The following is a 16267-nucleotide window of genomic DNA, read 5'->3' as shown; positions in this document are numbered from 1 at the left end:
GTCCGAGGCGGCCATCCCGGCGATCGTGCGGGTGATTTCCGAATTCGGCGGAGCGCACCGAGAACGGAGACACATCGAAAGTCCCTGTCTCTCGACGGGACGGTTTCCGCAGCTCGGGGTGCCGCCGAACGGCCCCATTCCGCTCCGGGCCGCACCCCCGTCCTCGGCGCCGTCGTTGATGCGCGAGAGCCGCTCCCCCCACCACGGAGAATTCACTTGATCATTCTCGGGATCATTCTCATCGTCCTCGCCTATCTGGCGCCCGTCCCCGCGTTCGTCGGCACCATCGGCTGGATCCTGCTGATCGTGGGCCTGGTCCTCACCGTGCTCGGCGCCGTCGGCCGGCCCGTGGGACGACGCCGGACGTACTTCTGAGCCGACTCCGCCACCGGCGGCGCCGGGACCGTTCGGCACCGGCGGCCGCCGTGGCACGGTGGGCGGGAACCGCCCGCCCCGGAGGTGCCGCGATGGTCGACGTCGACGTCTTCGATCCCGCCGTCTTCGCGAAGGGCGTGCCGCACGAGGCGCTGGCGCGCCTGCGCGACGAGGCGCCGGTGGCGTGGCAGGACGAGCACGCGGTCGGGGAATGGCCGGCCGGGCCGGGGTTCTGGGCGGTCACGCGCTACGACGACGTGCGCGCGGTCCTCCGCACGCCCGAGGTGTTCAGCTCCTCGCTGGGCGCCACGCAGATCCGCGACCCCGAGCCCGAGGACCTCCCGTTCATCCGCCGGATGATCCTCAACATGGACCCGCCGGAGCACGGGCGGGTCCGCAAGCTCGTGACCGCGGCGTTCACCCGGCGGCGCCTGGAGCGCTTCGCCGACACGGTCGCCGAGCGCGCCCGGCGCCTGCTCACCGACGTCGCCGGCGACGGCCGGTGCGACCTCCCCCGCCAGGTCACCGACGACTTCCCGCTGACCAACCTCGCCGACCTCATGGGCGTTCCGGAGTCCGACCGGCACCTGCTGCTCGAGTGGACGAACCGGGTCATCGGCTACCAGGACCCCGAGCACGCGCACGTCGTGCGCGACGAGCACGGCAAGCCCGTGAACCCGCGCTCGCCGGCGATGCTGGCCGAGATGTTCGCCTACGCCGGTGAGCTCGCCGACCACAAGCGCCGGCACCCCGCCGACGACGTCATGACCGCGCTCGTGCAGGCCCGGGTCGACGGGGAGTCCCTCGACGACACCGAGCTGCAGATGTTCTTCTTCCTGCTCACGGTCGCGGGGAACGACACGGTGCGCTCGGCGCTGCCCGGCGGGGTGCTCGCGCTCGTCGAGCACCCCGAGCAGTACCGCCTCGTGCGCGAGCGCCCGGACCTCGCGGCGGGCGCGGTCGAGGAGATGCTGCGCCGGCACCCGCCCGTGCTGACCTTCCGCCGGACGGCCGCCCGCGACACCGTCCTCGCCGGCACCGCGATCGCCGCCGGCGACAAGGTCGTCGTCTACCACGTGTCCGCGCACCACGACGAGCGCCACTTCGCCGACCCGTTCCGCTTCGACGTGACGCGCACGCCGTGCGACCACCTCGCGTTCGGCCAGGGCCCGCACCTCTGCCTCGGCGCACAGTTCGCGCGGATGCAGATGCGGGCGTTCCTCGCCGCGTTCACCGAGGTGTTGCCACAGGTCGAGCTGGACGGGGAACCTCGGCGTCTGACCTCGAACTTCATCAACGGCGTGACCCACCTGCCGTTGCGCTGGTGACGGGAGGGACGAGCACCGTGCCGTACTACCGCCGGGTCGGGGACGTGCCCCGCAAGCGACACACGCAGCACCGCGACGCCGCGGGCGCGCTCTACGCCGAGGAGCTCATGGGCGAGGAGGGGTTCAGCTCCGACTCGTCGCTGCTCTATCACGTCGGGCTGCCGTCGGCGGTGGTCGACGCGAGCCCGTGGACCCCGGGCGACCTGACCACCGCGATGAACCGGCCGCTGCTGCCGCGCCACCTCGCCCTGCACACCCTGTTCGAGGAGCAGGAGTGGAAGGCCGTCGACCCCGTCACGGGCCGGCGGCTCGTGCTGGGCAACGCCGACGTGCGCATCTCCTACGTCGTCGCGGGCGAGACGTCACCGCTGTACCGCAACGCGGTCGGCGACGAGTGCGTCTACGTGGAATCGGGGCAGGGCGAGGTCGAGACCGTGTTCGGCACGCTCCCGGTCGCGGGCGGCGAGTACGTGGTCCTCCCGCGGGCGACGACGCACCGCTGGGTGCCCGGCGGGGACGAGCCGCTGCGGTGCTACGTCATCGAGGCGAACTCGCACATCCGCCCGCCCGCGCGGTACCTGTCGCGGTACGGCCAGTTCCTCGAGCAGGCGCCCTACTGCGAGCGCGACCTGCGCGGTCCGGGCGACCCGCTCGTCGTCGAGGACACGGACGTCGAGGTGCTGGTCAAGCACCGCGACTCGCGCGGCGGCATCGGCGGCACCCGCTACGTCGTGCCCACCCACCCGTTCGACGTCGTCGGGTGGGACGGCTGCCTCTACCCGTACACGTTCGCCGTCGCGGACTTCGAGCCGATCACGGGACGGGTGCACCAGCCGCCGCCCGTGCACCAGGTGTTCGAGGCGGACAACCTCGTGATCTGCAACTTCGTCCCGCGGAAGGTCGACTACCACCCGCTCTCGGTGCCGGTGCCCTACTACCACTCCAACGTCGACTCCGACGAGGTCATGTTCTACTGCGGCGGCAGCTACGCGGCCCGCAAGGGCTCGGGCATCGGCCAGGGCTCGGTCAGCCTCCACCCCGGCGGGCACTCCCACGGGCCTCAGCCGGGCGCGGTCGAGCGGTCGCTCGGGGTGCAGGAGGTCGACGAGCTCGCCGTCATGGTCGACACGTTCCGTCCGCTGGAGCTCGGCGAGGGCGGCCTGGCCGCCGACGACGGCCGCTACGCGTGGACGTGGGCCGGGCGCGGCCCGGACGGCCCGGTCGACCCGCGGGCGTGAGCACCCGGTCGCTCAGCGGTCGAGCCCGGCGAGGAGCAGCTCGAGCGTGAAGTCGAACCGCTCGTGCCCCTCGCCCGCGGCCAGCTCGTCGGCGTGAGCGACGACGTTCGGGAAGCGGTCGGCGGGCAGCATCCGGAAGCGGGCGACGACCTCGTCGCGGTCGAGGAGCCGCTGGTCGGTGCTCGCGTCGGCGTGCCGGCGCAGCGACGCCTCGAGGCTGTAGGCGCCGACGTAGAGGAACGCGGCGTCGATCGCCCAGGCGGCGCTCCGGGGCGCCACCCCGCCGGCCAGCAGGATCGCGAGCAGGCCCTCGTTGAGCCGGAGCGCGTCGAGGCCGTGGGGGGCGGTGGACAGCGCGGCACCCGAGATGCCCGGGTAGCGCAAGTACTGGTCGCGCAGCTGGCGGCAGACGTCGAGGAACTGCTCGCGCCACCGGACGGGGTCGGCCTCGGGCAGCGTCACCTGCGCGCACAGCTCGCCGATCAGCAGGTCGTCGAGCTCCGCCTTGTCGCGGACGTGGGCGTACAGCGAGGCCGGGCCGGTCTCCAGCGCGGTGGCGACCCGGCGCATGGTCAGCGCGTCGTACCCCTCGGCCGCGACGAGCCCGAACGCGGCCTCGACGATCCGCTCGACCGTGATCGGCGGCTTGCGGGCCCGCGTGGCGCGCCGCGGGGCGTCGAGCGCCGCGATCCGGGCCGCCCACTGGTCACGCGTCACGGGGGCTCGCTCCGGCATGGACCGAGCCTAGCAGTTGACACGAACATCGGTCGCGTTTAGAACAGTGTTCGTGCCACGAACACTGGACGCTCCCAGGTCGCTGCGCGAGGCGTGGGTGGCCCTGACCGGGCTCTCGGCGGTCTTCCTGTTCGAGATGCTCGACAACTCGATCCTCAACGTCGCCCTGCCGACGATCGGCCGCGAGCTGGCGGCCTCGACCGTCGCGCTGCAGTGGGTGACCAACGTGTACGCGGTCGTCTTCGGCGGGCTGATGCTGGTGCTGGGCGCCGTGGCCGACCGCTTCGGCCGCCGCCGCGTCATGCTCGTCGGCCTCGTCCTGCTCGCCGCGGCCAGCGCGGCGACCGCGTTCGTGACGACCGCGGAGGAGCTCATCCTGGTCCGCGCCGTGATGGGCGTGGCGGCCGCGATGACCACGCCCGGCTCGATCGCGCTCGCCTTCCGCCTGTTCACCGAGGAGGGCCCGAGGATCCGCGCGATCACGCTGGTCTCGACCGTCGGCCTGGTCGGGCTCGCCGTCGGCCCGACGGCGGGCGGTCTCGTGCTCGCGATCGCCCCGTGGCAGGTCCTGCTGCTGGTCAACGTGCCGATCGCCGCGCTCGCGTTCCTCGGCATCCGCGCCGGCATCCCCGCCGACGACCCGGCCGGGCTGCACCGCACCCCCGCCGACGTGCTCGGCGGCCTGCTGGGCACCGGCACCGTGGTGGTCGCCCTCGTCGCGCCCACGCTCTTCGTCGACGACGGCCCCGGCTCGTGGGCGCCGTGGGCGGCGACCGCGGCGACCGTCGTCGGGGCGGCCCTGTTCGTCCTGCGCGAGCGCTCGGCGCGCCACCCCCTGCTGGACCTCGCGCTCGTCGCCCGCCCGCTGGTGTCGAGCGGGCTGGCGTTCAAGGCCGCGGCCGGCCTCGCGATCGCCGGCCTCGGCTATCTGGTGACCCTGCAGCTCCAGCTGGCCTGGGGCTGGTCGCCGGCGATGGCCGCCGTCGGCATGCTGCCGCAGGTCGTGGTCCTCGTCGCCGGCGGACCGTTCGTGAACGGGTTCGTGGAGCGGGTCGGCGTGGGCCGGGCGGCGTCGGTCAGCGCCGCCACCGTCGTGGTCGGGCTCGCCGTCTACAGCCTGCTCGGCGACCTCGGGTACGCCTGGGTCGCCGTGTCGCTGGTGCTCGTCGCCGCCGGGATGCGCGTCGTCGGCGTCGTGGCCGGCTTCTCCGTGCTCGACGGACTGCCCGAGAACCGCACCTCGATCGGCGCCGCGCTCGTCGACACCGCCTCCGAGGTCACCTCCGCGATCGGCATCGCCGTCGCCGGCACCATCCTCGCGGCCCTGGTCACCGGCACCATCACCGCGACGCCCTGGACGCCGGCGCAGAGCGGGCAGTTCGCCGACGCCGTCACCGTCGCGGGCCTCGTGCTCACCGCCGTGTCCGCGGTACTCGTGGGCTGGGCGATCCTGCGCACCTCACGCGCGACCTCGGCCCCGGCTAGCTGACGGGCGTCCCGATCCCCCGCCACCACGGCGACGTCGCCCGGTCCGTGATCGAGAGGTCGACGCGACCGCCGGGGGTGGGGAGGACGAGCGGGACGTCGTGCTCCTCGGCCGCGCGCAGGGTCCGCTCCGCGGGCTCGTCCCACGGGTGGAACCCCAGCACGAAGGTCGCCCAGTGGATCGGCAGCATGACGCCGCCCTTGACGTCGAGGTGCGCCGCGACCGCCTGTTCGGGCGTGGTGTGGATGTCGGGCCAGAGGTCCGCGTACGCCCCGACGGGCATGAGGGTCAGGTCGAAGGGGCCGTGGGCGGCGCCGGTGCGCGCGTGCGCCTCGCTCGGTCCGGTGTCCCCGGCGACGTAGACCGCGTGCGCCGGGCCGGCCACCTTCCACGCGGCCCACTGCGTCGTGTTCCGGCGGAAGGTGCGGCCCGAGAAGTGCCGGCACTCCAGGCACGTCAGCGTCAGGCCGGCGACCTCGAGGACGTCGTCCCAGTCGCCCTCGACGATGCGGTGCAGCGCGACGCCCCACGCCCGCAGGTGCGCGCCGACCCCGACCGGGGCGACGAAGACCGCCGCGGTGTCCCGGGCCAGCGCGGTGATCGTCGGGCGGTCGAGGTGGTCGTAGTGGTCGTGACTGAGGAGGACGACGTCGACCTCGCCGAGCGCCGCCAGCGGGACCGGCGCCGGGTGCAGGCGCCGGGGTCCGGAGCGCGGCACGGGCGAGGTGCGCTCCGACCACACGGGGTCGACGAGCACCCGCCGCCCGTCCACCTCGAGCAGGACGCTCGCGTGCCCGAACCACGTGACGGCGAGCTCGGCGCGCCCGTCGTGCGAGCCGGACGTCACCAGCGGGATCGGGCCGCCCGGCCGCCCGCGCGGCGTGCGCCCGAGCACCATCGTCGCGAGCTGCCGCACCGTGAGGTCCGGGCGCGGGAGGCCCGGTTCCCGGTTGGCGAACGTCCCGCCGCTCGCGTGCGGCGACCGCGCCGCCGCCCGCCGCAGCTCCGCGCGCGACGCTCCCATGTTCCGGCGGACGTGCGTCGCGAGCGCGGCGCCGGCGAGCGCGACGGGGAGGAGCAGGGCGCCACGGGCCATGATCCCCACGATACGGAGACGATCAGCCCGGGCCGGGCCCTCACCGGCCGGCGACGCCGCCCAGCAGCGCGTCGACGATCCGCGCCGGCATCTCGGGCTCGATCGCCTCGCGGGTCAGGACGACGCGGAAGTGCACGGGGCTCACGAGCATCTCGATGACGAGCCGGGGGTCGACGGTGTCGGGGAGCTCGCCGCGCTCGATGCCGCGGACCACGATCTGTCGCGACCGCGAGGCGCGGGTCTCCCAGTAGCGGTCGCGGGCGCACCGGGCGTCGGGGTCGTCGCCGGCGGCGGCGAGCGCGTGCTCCAGTGCGTAGCCCAGCGGGGTGGCGAGGAAGGCCGCGAGGTCGCGGGCGTAGGCGATCAGGTCGTCGCGCACGACGCCGGTGTCGGGCACCCGGAGCTGCTCGGACACCTCGAGCAGCGCGTCGAGCAGCAGGTTCTCGCGGGTGCCCCAGCGCCGGTAGATCGACGTCTCGTGCACCCCGGCCCGCTCGGCGACCTCGGCGATCCGCAGCCCCGCGAGCCCCTGGACGCCCAGGAGCTCGACCGTCGCCTCCAGGACCGCGGCCCGCACCCGGGCCGACCGGCCGCCGGGGCGCCGCTTCACCTCCGTCTCGCTCACCCGCGGCACCCTAACGCAACTCCGCTTGCTTTTCGCGCCGGACCCGGCCCACACTGCTGACGCAAGTCGACTGGACTTAAAGGAGGAGCGATGCAGATCGATCGCGACGTGGCGGTCCCGACCCGCGACGGATCCCCGATCGTCGTGGACGTCTTCCGGCCCGACGGCCACGGACCGTTCCCGGTGATCGCGTCCATCAGCCCGTACGGCAAGGACGTGCACTGGCCCGAGCGCTACCCGCACTACGAGCACGTGCCCCACAACGACCACATGGTCTGGGAGACCCCGGATCCCGAGTGGTGGACCGCGCGCGGCTACGCCCTCCTGCGGGCCGACACCCGGGGCACCGGCAAGTCGCCGGGCCGCATGGACCTGTACGGCCCGCAGGACGCCGAGGACTTCCACGACGTCGTCGAGTGGGCCGGCGTGCAGCCCTGGAGCACCGGGAAGGTCGCGTCCAGCGGCATCTCGTGGCTCGCGATGATGGGCTGGCGCGTCGCCGCGCTCCAGCCGCCGCACCTCGCCGCAGTGATCGCCTGGGAGGGCGCGACCGACCTCTACCGGGAGGCGGCGTTCCAGGGCGGCCTCTACGCCCACGGGTTCATGGAGTTCTGGTGGGCACGCCAGATCGAGCCGCAGCGCCACGGCACCGACGGCGACGACTGGCGCGAGGTGCTCCCGCAGCACCCCCTGCTCGACGACTTCCACCGCGCGCGCGTCACCGACCTCGACCGCGTCACCGTGCCGCTGCTCTCCGCGGGCAACTGGGGCGCGCTGCACCTCCACCTGCGCGGCAACCTCGAGGGCTGGCGCCGGGCCGCGTCGCCGGACAAGTGGCTCGTGGTGCACACCGGCACCCACATCGACCCCTACTACGCCGACTGGGCCGTCGACCTGCAGCTGCGCTTCCTGGACCGCTTCCTGAAGGACCAGCCGGAGCGCATGGACGGCGTGCCCCCGGTGCAGCTGGCCGTCCGCCACGGACGTGAGGTCGTCTGGCGCGACACCACCGACCTCCCGCTCCCGGGCACGCAGTGGCGCGAGCTCCACCTGGGCGAGAAGGACCTCTCCTGGACGGCACCGGAGCCGGCCACCGTCGGCTACCCGGCGACGCTCGACACCGCCCCGGTGACCGAGCCCCTCGAGCTGACCGGCCCCGTCGCGCTGCGCCTGTGGGTGTCGGCCGACCAGGATTTCGACGTCTTCGCCCGGCTGCAGCACCTCGACGCCGACGGCTCACCGATCCCCGCGATCGGCCCGCTCGGCGGGGACGTCCCGATGGCGATGGGCTGGCTGCGCGCCTCGCACCGCGAGACCGACCCCGAGCTCTCCCTGCCGTACCGGCCGTGGCACCCCCACGACCGCGCGGTCCCGCTGACCCCGGGCGAGCCGACGCTCCTCGAGGTCGAGATCTGGCCGACGAGCATCACGCTCGCGCCCGGCGAGCGGCTGCGCCTGGAGCTGCTCACCGAGGACTCCGACATGGGGATGATGGCGCACGACCGCGCCGACCTCCGCCGCCCCGCCACCGGGGTGACCGTCCACGTCGGCGGCGAGCACGCCTCGCACCTGCTCGTGCCCGTCATCCCCGCCGGGTAGCCCCGACCGCGTTGCGCGGCGCCGCGTGGTCCGGCGGCACGACGACCACCGGGCACTGGACGTGGCCGACGAGGCCGCGACGGGTGCTGTGGCGGGGGTGCCGCCAGCCGTGCTCGCCCACCCCCAGCACGACGAGCTCGGCCGCGCGCGCCTGGTCGGCGAGCACCCGGTCCGCCCGGTCCTCGGCCAGCACGACCTGCAGCGTGGACGGGCGCGCGTCGCCGAGCTCCGGCAGGTCGTCGGGCAGGAGGCGGGCGTCCGGACCGGCACGCACCACGACGAGCGGGACCGCGCGCTCGGCCGCCCGGCGCGCCGCGAAGCGCAGGGCACCGCGACAGCCCGGGGTACCGTCGTCGCCGACCACGACGACGTCGCCGCGGCCCGCCGTCTCCGGTGGGACCACGACCACCGGCACCTCGACGTGTCCGGCGAGGCCGCGGGCGACGCCTCCGAGGGCGAGCTCGCCGATCAGCCCGAACCCGTCCGAGCCGACGACGAGCAGCGACGCCGACGCTGCCTGCGCGCGCAGCACGGCGACCACGTCGCCCTCGACGACGGACTCCTCGACCGCGAGTCCGGGGGCCGCCGTCCGGGCCACCTCGGCCATCTCGTCCAGCGCGTGTCGGGCCAGGTCGTGCAGGCCCCGGCGGGCGTCGACCCCCACCACCGACCGCCCCGGGTAGCTCCCGACCGGGGAGACCATCGCGTGCACCAGCCGCAGGGCGACCCCGCGGTCGCGCGCCTCGGCCGCGGCCCACCGCACGGCCGGCTCACCCTGGCCGTGCAGGGGGACCCCGACGACGACCGCCGCGGTCACCGGTTCTCTCCTTCGCCCGCGTCCGGCGACAGCGCGTCGCCGGCGATCTCGGCCGGGCCCTCGCCGTGCAGCGGCTCGAGCGCGGTCACCTGGAAGCGCAGGACCTCCCGCGCCGGCCCCTCACCTTCGACGCGCCAGCCGAGGACCCCCGTGGCGGGCACGGTGAGGCCGCCGAAGGTGCGGTGCTCGAGGATCTCGGCGCCGAACGGCTCGTCGCGGAAGAAGCCGGTGTGCCCGGGGTCGCCCCACCGCGTGGTGGTGACGCGGCGCGGCAGCCCGCCGCGGTGCAGGGTCAGGCGCAGCGCCACCGGGGAGCCGGCGACGGCGAACGCGACGGTGGCGGTGTCGCGGTCCTCCTCGGTCCACCGGACCGCGTCGCACGGCGCCAGCACGGACGGCACGAAGATCGCGCTCATCGTGGCGTGGGCGCGGGCCGCCCGGGCGAGGTCGGGGCCGACGACGGCCGGGTGGAGACGCCGGCCGAGGACCGTGGTCTCCCGCCGCGCGGTGCCCGCGACCCACGCGTCCACGATCCGCACGACGCCGGCCGCCCGCAGCTCGCGGAAGTAGCCGTGCCCCGGCACCGTCACCTCGTGGGCCCGGAACGGCCACCACCCGCGCCCGAGACGGATCTCGCCGCGCGTGGTCAGCCGGACCCCGGTGACGTCGCGGGCCGTCGGCGCCACCGAGCGCTCCGCGTACCGGGTGGCCGGCGGGAGCGCCGCCGTCTCCGTCACGTCCGTCGTCATCTGGTCCCCCTCCGTCGTCCGGGCCCCACCACCGACGACGGTGCCGGACCGAGGAGCCCGGCGGCAGGGCCGGAGGGTCCCGGCGCGGCCCCGGCGGGTCCCGGGCGGACGAGGGACGTCCGGCGGCGGAGGAGGTGACCAGCGGACCTCGACCCGCCCCGTCGGAAGGGCTGGACTCGGACCCCGGAGAGCGACCCTGGAGGGACGAGCGATGAGCACCCCGACCGTCGGCACCGAGCAGGCCGCGCTGCGCGACGCGGTGGCACGGGCGCTGCGGGCTCCGTCGGAGCACAACGCGCAGCCCTGGCGGTGGGTCCTCGGCACCGACCACCTCGACCTCCACGTCGACCCGACGCGCCGGCTGCGCTTCACCGACGAGCGGGGCCACGGCGTGCTGCTCGGCTGCGGGGCCGCCCTGCACCACCTGCGGGTCGCGCTCGGCGACCGGGGCTGGCACACCGACGTCCGCCACCAGCCCGAGGACCGCGAGGGGCGACGCCCGCTCGCCCGGGTCCGCATCCGGCCGGCGACCGAGGCGGACCCGTGGGCGCGCCGGCACGCTGCCGCGATCGACCAGCGACACACCGACCGTCGCCGGTTCTCGGGACGCTCGGTCCCCACCACCGTCCTGCAGGAGCTCGACGACGCGGCCCGGCCCTTCGGCGGCGTGCTCCACCTCGCGTACGGCGGCCACCGCGCGGTGGTCGCGGACGCCATGCGCGAGGCGGCGGAACGACAGCCCCTCCAGGAGGGCTACGCCGCCGAGCTCGACCACTGGACCCACCGCTACGCCGGCGGGCACGACGGCATCCCGGCGAGCGCCCGCCTCGACGGTCCCCCGCCGTCCTACCGCGACCTCGTGCTGCGGTGGTTCCCCCGCGGGACGCTGCGTCAGCCGCGGGCCGGCGCCGACGAGCGGGACGCGTCGGTGCTGGCCGTGCTCACCGCGGTCGACGACAGCCCCGTCTCGGTGCTGCGCGCCGGCGAGGCCCTCAGTGCCGTCCTGCTCGAGGCCACCGCGCAGGGGCTGGGGACGACGCCGATCACCCAGGTCCTGGAGGTGTCGGAGACGCGGGAGCGGGTGCGTCACCTCGTCGTCGGGATGCACCGGCCGCCCGTGTGCGTGCTGCGCCTCGGCTGGCCGGAGCCGCGCAGCGCGCCGCTGGTCCCGACGCCGCGCCGCCCGCTCGCGCAGGTCCTGACCGAGGCGCCTCCCCCATGATGTGCAACTGAAGAGTGGCGACGTCCTCCTCGATGTGCAACGACGCTGCACGCCATCGCCGCCGTGACGGCGGGCGCGCCCACCACCGACGACAACCGGGGGCCTCAGGACGTCGAGCTCCCCGGACACACGCGGCAGCTCCTCGCACTGGTCGCCTGGGCGTCAGGCCTGCGCCGGCACGACGACCACCTTGCCCCGCAGCGTCCCGGCGGTCGCCTCGGCGTGGACCTCCGCGAGCTCGGGCAGCGACACCCGCCGCTCGACGTCGACGCGCAGCTCTCCGCGGTCGACCATCGCCACCAGGCGGGCGAGCAGGTCGGCGTCGTTGCGGACGAAGACGTCGACGGCGCGCACGCCGCGCGCCTCGTCGGCGGGCGCGGGCGTCCGCGGCACCGTGTTGACGACGACGCCGCCGTCCCGGACGAGGGTGACGAGCGCGCTCAGCTGCTCCGGCTCGATCGAGGCGAGGTTGAGCAGGACGTCGACCGGCTCCGTCACCGCGGACACGACGTCGGTGGCGGTGTGGTCGACGACCTCGTCGGCGCCGACCGAGGTCAGCCGGGCGCTGCTGCGCGGGGTGCCGGTGGCGATCACGTACGCCCCGGCGTGCTTCGCGAGCTGCACGGCGTACCCGCCGACCGCGCCGCCCGCGCCGTTGACCAGCACGCGCTGCCCGGCCGTCAGCTTCGCGTCGTCGAGCAGCGCCTGCCACGCGGTGAGGCCCACCATCGGCAGGGCGGCGGCGTCGGCCAGGGGGATGCTGCGCGGGGCCGCCGTCAGGACCTCGGCCGGCGCGATCGCGTACTCCGCAGCGGCGCCGTCGGGCACCATCGGCAGGAAGCCGACGACCGCGTCCCCGACCGCGAGGCCGTCCACCCCATCACCCAGCGCGTCGACGGTGCCGGCCACCTCGATGCCGGGGATGTGCGGCAGCGTCACCGGGAACGGTCCCTGCAGATAGCCGCCGCGGATGCCGTCGTCGACCAGGTTGAACGTGGTCGCGGCGACCCGGAGCCGCACCTCGCCGGCACCGGGGACGGGCGTCTCCACGTCCTCGTAGCGCAGGACCTCGGCGTCGCCGAACTCGTGGAACCGCACGGCCTTCATGGGGAGCCTCGCTCTCGTCCGATGTGCTTCGAACTCGAAGCACCTGGCGCCGACGCTAGACCTGCTTCGAATTCGAAGCAAGTAGACTCCCGTCATGCCCGAGCACCACGTCGACCCGGTCCAGCTCGGCGCCTACTTCGCCCTGATCGAGGTGTCCGGCCTGCTCCGGCACGCGATCGAGCAGCAGTTGCGCGAGGCCGGCGACCTGACGTTCGTGCAGTTCCAGGTCCTGATGCGCCTCGGGCAGTCGCCGACGGGCAGCCACCGCATGACCGACCTCGCCGACGCCGTCGTCTACAGCCGCAGCGGGTTGACCTACCAGGCCGGCCGGCTCGAGGAGGCGGGCCTGATCACGCGCTCCCCCAGCCCGGACGACGAGCGGAGCACCACGGCGACGATCACCGACGCCGGCCGGGCGCTGATCGCGCGGGTGCTGCCGGGGCACGAGGAGGTCGTCAGCGGCATGCTCTTCGAGCCGCTCTCCCAGGACGACGCCCGCACCCTCGCCCGCCTGCTCACGCCGGTCCGCGACCACATGCGCTCGACGCCACCGCGCTCCGCGACGTCGCGCCGCCGCAGGGGCGGCTCCTAGCGAATCCAGCGCTCCGCGATCGCGTCGAGACGCCGCAGCACGTCGCGCTCGGACACCGGGTCCACCCAGAACGCGACGCGGTCCACGCCGACGTCGTCGAAACCGGTGGGGTCGAGCGTGTCGGGGTCGGCGCCGAACGCCGTGAACGGGACGTCGGGCCGGCCCTCGTCGGCGAGCCACGACCGCACGCGCCGGAAGGTCTCGAGGTCGAACCGATCGCGCAGCCAGGCGTCGCCGTGGTCGCGCAGGCGCCGCAGCGCGGCATCGCTCTCCCCGCCGACGTAGATCGGCGGGTACGGGGTCTGCACCGGCTTGGGCCAGCACCACATCGGCCCGAACTCGACGTGCTCGCCGTGGAACTCGGCCTGCTCCTCGGTCCAGATCCGGACCATCGCGGCCAGCTTCTCGTCGAGCACCTTGCCGCGCCGGCGCGGGTCGACGCCGTGGTCGGCGGCCTCCTCGCGGTTCCACCCGACGCCGACGCCGAACAGCGCCCGCCCGCCGCTGACCAGGTCGAGGCTGGCGACCTGCTTGGCCGTGTGGATCACGTCGCGCTCGGCGGGAAGGGCCACGCCGGTGCCGAGCCCGAGTCGCGAGGTCGTCGCGGCGACGACTGCGAGCGTCACGAAGACGTCGATCGTGCGGTGGAAGTGCCGGGGCAGGTCGCCGCCGTCGGGCGCGGGACTCTCGCGGCTCGCCGGGATGTGGGAGTGCTCGGGGACGAACAGCGCGTCGAACCCCCGCTCCTCGAGCGCGGGCCCCAGCACGGCCGGAGCGATGGTCTCGTCGGTGGCGAACAGCACGACCCCGTACTTCACGGCCGCGATGATCGCGGATCACCCGGCGACTTGCCATTCAACTCATCAGTTGAGTACGATTCTAGGACCAACTCCGAGGAAGGACGACCCGATGCAGACCCTCATGGTCGACTTCATCATCTCGCTCGACGGCTACGGCCACGGCGAGGGCTGGCCGGGCTTCTGGGGCCTGGAGGGACCGGAGTACCTCGGCTGGCTCGAGGACCACCCGGAGCACACGGCCCTGTTCGGGGCGAGGACCTATCGGTTGATGTCCGGGTTCGCCGCCGAGATGCCCGCCGAGTTCGCCCCCATGACCGCCCAGCCCAAGATCGTGTTCTCCTCGACCCTCGAGGAGCCGCTGACCTGGGCGAACACCGAACTGGTCACCACCGACCCCGTCGACGCGCTCCGCGCCCTGAAGAGCGACCACCCCCGCCCGCTGCACACCGTCGGCAGCCTGACCCTCACCCGGGCGCTGCTGCGCGCCGGCATCGTGGACCGCTTCCGGGTCGTCGTCTTCCCGGTGATCACGGGCGTCACGGGGCGGGAGCGGATCTTCGACGGCTACCCCGACATCGCTCTCGACCTGGTCGAGAGCCGGACGTTCGACGGGCGCCTCCAGCTGCTCGAGTACGTCCCGACGCTGATCGACGGGCCGCCCGGCGGCTGACCGGATGCCCTAGTGCCCGGCCAGGAGCTTGACCGCGACGACGAGCCCGCCGATGGCGACGTTGACCGCGCCCGACACGAGCGCCGCGACGAGCCCGGCGCCCATCCGGCGCCCGATCCCCAGCCCCCACGCGAACATGATCGCCAGGGAGATCCCCGCGGACACGTAGAGCGCGGCGGTCAGCTCGAGGGCGCCCAGGGCGGACAGGGCGATGAGGAGCAGCGGCCCGACCGCGGCGATCAGCAGCGCGCTCGACACGAACAGCATCCGGCGCAGCTCGTGGCCGCGGGGCCGGTGCCCGTACGCGGCGAGGTGGGCCTGGTGGTCGGCGGCGATGGTCGCGAGCCAGAGGCCCAGCACCGTGCCCGCGACCGACAGCGCCGCCGCGCCCGCGCTCTCGGCCCCGCCCGCGGCGAGCCCGAGCACGACCGCGACCACGGTCAGCTCGGCGTAGATGCGCTCCTTGAGCCGCTCGGCGAGCACCGCCACCGGCGGGTGCTCGGACACGTCCCCGGTGGAGGTCACGGGCACACCGTAGGGGTCGAGATCGCGTTCGCGAGACGGAAACGCACCCCCCGCGGCCGCGATCACCGCGCCACCCTGGGACCCCACCGAGGACAGGAGTGGACCGTGACGCGCATCCGGACGACCCACGTGGGCAGCCTCGTCCGCACGCCCGAGCTGGTCGAGATCATGCGGGCGCGCGAGTACGGCGAGCCCGTCGACCCCGACCGGCACGCCGAGGTGCTCACCGCGGCGGTCGCCGACGTCGTGCGGCGCCAGGTCGAGATCGGTCTCGACGTGGTCAGCGACGGCGAGTACGGCAAGTCCGACAGCTGGTCGCGCTACATCCGCGAGCGCCTGGGTGGGTTCACCGCGACGGCGGCCGCACCGGAGGCGGGCCGCTCGAACGTGCCGCCGGGGACCGACAAGCACCTCTTCGGCGAGTTCTACGCCGAGTACGAGGCGGGGCAGGGGTTCGTCGGGGGCGGCGGCGAGTGGCGCGCGACGGGCCCGGTGCACTACACGGGTGCCGCGGCGGTCGGGCGCGACATCGCGAACCTGACGGTGGCGCTGCACGGTGGTGTCGAGGGCTTCCTGCCCGTCGTCGCGCCGGCGAGCGCGGTCCCCCGCCCCACGCACGACCACTACGCCTCGGACGAGGAGCTGCTGTTCGCGGTCGCCGACGCGCTCAACGAGGAGTACCGCGCCGTGGTGGACGCGGGTCTCGTCGTGCAGATCGACGACGCGCACTTCGCGATCGCCTACGACACGATGCGCGGGGACCTCGCCGCCTACCGGCCGTGGGCCGAACTGCGCACCGAGGCGCTGGTCCGGGCCCTCGACGGCATCCCGGCCGAGCGCGCGCGGTACCACGTCTGCTGGGGCAGCTGGAACGCGCCGCACGTCGGCGACGTGCCCCTGCGCGACATCGTCGACCTGATCCTGCGGGTGCCCGTGCGCACCTACTCGCTCGAGCAGGCCAACCCGCGCCACGAGCACGAGTGGCGGGTCTGGGAGGACGTCACGCTGCCCGACGACAAGGTGCTGATGCCGGGCCTGGTCAGCCACGCAACCAACGTCGTCGAGCACCCCGAACTGGTCGCCGAGCGCATCGTCCGCCTCGCGAAGCTCGTCGGGCCGGAGCGGGTGGTGGCGAGCAGCGACTGCGGCTTCGCGCAGGGCCCGCTGGTGCGCCGCGTCCACCCGAGCGTCCAGTGGGCGAAGCTCGAGGCCCTGGTGCAGGGGGCCCGGCTCGCCGAGAAGCGGCTCTGAGTTCGTGACCGTTCTGTGATGTAGCGGCGGGTGTTCTCGGGGCCGTCGCTGT

General features: G+C 74.5%; 17 protein-coding genes. 9 read left to right on the top strand and 8 right to left on the bottom strand.

Annotated elements, in window-relative coordinates; all coding sequences use genetic code 11:
* The first annotated feature begins 216 nt into the window (after nt 1-216).
* The 3 genes from EV188_RS31730 to EV188_RS17895 all read left to right on the top strand — a co-directional run bounded on the left by EV188_RS31730 (nt 217) and on the right by EV188_RS17895 (nt 2941).
* Nucleotides 217-375: a DUF6131 family protein gene (locus tag EV188_RS31730; protein WP_166659939.1), complete on the top strand. Its 159-nt coding sequence runs from the start codon at nt 217-219 to the stop codon at nt 373-375.
* A gap of 92 nt (nt 376-467) precedes the next feature.
* Nucleotides 468-1703 (top strand): cytochrome P450, encoded by a 1236-nt coding sequence (locus tag EV188_RS17900; RefSeq protein ID WP_133827599.1) that lies wholly within the window; start codon nt 468-470, stop codon nt 1701-1703.
* Between the two features lie 17 nt (nt 1704-1720).
* Entirely contained in the window at nt 1721-2941 is a 1221-nt protein-coding gene (locus EV188_RS17895; protein WP_133827793.1) for a homogentisate 1,2-dioxygenase, read from the top strand.
* Between the two features lie 12 nt (nt 2942-2953).
* On the opposite strand, the gene EV188_RS17890 is transcribed toward EV188_RS17895, so the two are convergent.
* Complete coding sequence (locus tag EV188_RS17890; RefSeq protein ID WP_133827598.1) at nt 2954-3676, bottom strand: TetR/AcrR family transcriptional regulator; 723 nt, start codon at nt 3674-3676, stop codon at nt 2954-2956.
* A gap of 52 nt (nt 3677-3728) precedes the next feature.
* Here EV188_RS17890 and EV188_RS17885 point away from each other — a divergent pair, with 52 nt between their 5' ends.
* Entirely contained in the window at nt 3729-5165 is a 1437-nt protein-coding gene (locus tag EV188_RS17885) for an MFS transporter (protein WP_279536753.1), read from the top strand.
* Here EV188_RS17885 and EV188_RS17880 read toward each other — a convergent pair.
* Together EV188_RS17880 and EV188_RS17875 are read right to left on the bottom strand one after the other, a co-directional pair.
* On the bottom strand, nt 5158-6258 hold the full coding sequence (locus tag EV188_RS17880; RefSeq protein WP_208114250.1) for an MBL fold metallo-hydrolase: 1101 nt from the start codon (nt 6256-6258) through the stop codon (nt 5158-5160). The genes EV188_RS17885 and EV188_RS17880 overlap by 8 nt on opposite strands.
* A 40-nt stretch (nt 6259-6298) precedes the next feature.
* Nucleotides 6299-6883 carry a TetR/AcrR family transcriptional regulator gene (locus EV188_RS17875; protein WP_133827596.1) on the bottom strand — a complete coding sequence of 195 codons (585 nt, stop codon included), beginning with the start codon at nt 6881-6883 and terminating at the stop codon, nt 6299-6301.
* Between the two features lie 90 nt (nt 6884-6973).
* Between EV188_RS17875 and EV188_RS17870 the strand changes: the two genes are divergently transcribed.
* Complete coding sequence (locus tag EV188_RS17870) at nt 6974-8482, top strand: CocE/NonD family hydrolase (protein ID WP_133827595.1); 1509 nt, start codon at nt 6974-6976, stop codon at nt 8480-8482.
* Here the strand turns inward: EV188_RS17870 and EV188_RS17865 are convergent.
* Together EV188_RS17865 and EV188_RS17860 are read right to left on the bottom strand one after the other, a co-directional pair.
* Nucleotides 8466-9299 (bottom strand): universal stress protein, encoded by an 834-nt coding sequence (locus EV188_RS17865; RefSeq protein ID WP_133827594.1) that lies wholly within the window; start codon nt 9297-9299, stop codon nt 8466-8468. The two genes, EV188_RS17870 and EV188_RS17865, sit on opposite strands and share 17 nt — an antisense overlap.
* Entirely contained in the window at nt 9296-10048 is a 753-nt protein-coding gene (locus EV188_RS17860) for a DUF6544 family protein (RefSeq protein ID WP_133827593.1), read from the bottom strand. The genes EV188_RS17865 and EV188_RS17860 overlap by 4 nt, the downstream gene beginning before the upstream one ends.
* Nucleotides 10049-10259: 211 nt before the next feature.
* On the opposite strand from EV188_RS17860, the gene EV188_RS17855 reads away from it, so the two are divergent.
* Entirely contained in the window at nt 10260-11270 is a 1011-nt protein-coding gene (locus EV188_RS17855; protein ID WP_133827592.1) for an Acg family FMN-binding oxidoreductase, read from the top strand.
* 162 nt (nt 11271-11432) lie between these two features.
* On the opposite strand, the gene EV188_RS17850 is transcribed toward EV188_RS17855, so the two are convergent.
* Nucleotides 11433-12377 carry an NADP-dependent oxidoreductase gene (locus tag EV188_RS17850; RefSeq protein ID WP_133827591.1) on the bottom strand — a complete coding sequence of 315 codons (945 nt, stop codon included), beginning with the start codon at nt 12375-12377 and terminating at the stop codon, nt 11433-11435.
* A gap of 94 nt (nt 12378-12471) precedes the next feature.
* Between EV188_RS17850 and EV188_RS17845 the strand changes: the two genes are divergently transcribed.
* The gene (locus EV188_RS17845; protein WP_133827590.1) at nt 12472-12969 is read left to right on the top strand and encodes a MarR family winged helix-turn-helix transcriptional regulator; all 498 of its coding nucleotides are present in this window, start codon (nt 12472-12474) and stop codon (nt 12967-12969) included.
* Here the strand turns inward: EV188_RS17845 and EV188_RS17840 are convergent.
* A complete protein-coding gene (locus EV188_RS17840; protein ID WP_133827589.1) occupies nt 12966-13787 on the bottom strand; it encodes an LLM class F420-dependent oxidoreductase in 822 nt (273 codons plus the stop codon). The genes EV188_RS17845 and EV188_RS17840 overlap by 4 nt on opposite strands.
* 91 nt (nt 13788-13878) lie before the next feature.
* Here EV188_RS17840 and EV188_RS17835 point away from each other — a divergent pair, with 91 nt between their 5' ends.
* Nucleotides 13879-14439 carry a dihydrofolate reductase family protein gene (locus tag EV188_RS17835; protein ID WP_133827588.1) on the top strand — a complete coding sequence of 187 codons (561 nt, stop codon included), beginning with the start codon at nt 13879-13881 and terminating at the stop codon, nt 14437-14439.
* Nucleotides 14440-14448: 9 nt separating this feature from the next.
* Here EV188_RS17835 and EV188_RS17830 read toward each other — a convergent pair whose 3' ends face one another.
* The gene (locus tag EV188_RS17830) at nt 14449-14964 is read right to left on the bottom strand and encodes a hypothetical protein (protein ID WP_243741785.1); all 516 of its coding nucleotides are present in this window, start codon (nt 14962-14964) and stop codon (nt 14449-14451) included.
* Nucleotides 14965-15069: 105 nt separating this feature from the next.
* Here EV188_RS17830 and EV188_RS17825 point away from each other — a divergent pair, with 105 nt between their 5' ends.
* Entirely contained in the window at nt 15070-16215 is a 1146-nt protein-coding gene (locus EV188_RS17825; protein WP_133827586.1) for a cobalamin-independent methionine synthase II family protein, read from the top strand.
* Nucleotides 16216-16267 lie beyond the last annotated feature (52 nt).

Origin of the sequence: Actinomycetospora succinea (genome assembly GCF_004363095.1) — a bacterium.
GTDB lineage: Bacteria > Actinomycetota > Actinomycetes > Mycobacteriales > Pseudonocardiaceae > Actinomycetospora > Actinomycetospora succinea.
Note: the sequence above shows the minus strand (reverse complement) of the source record. Positions and strands in the feature narration are given on the sequence as shown.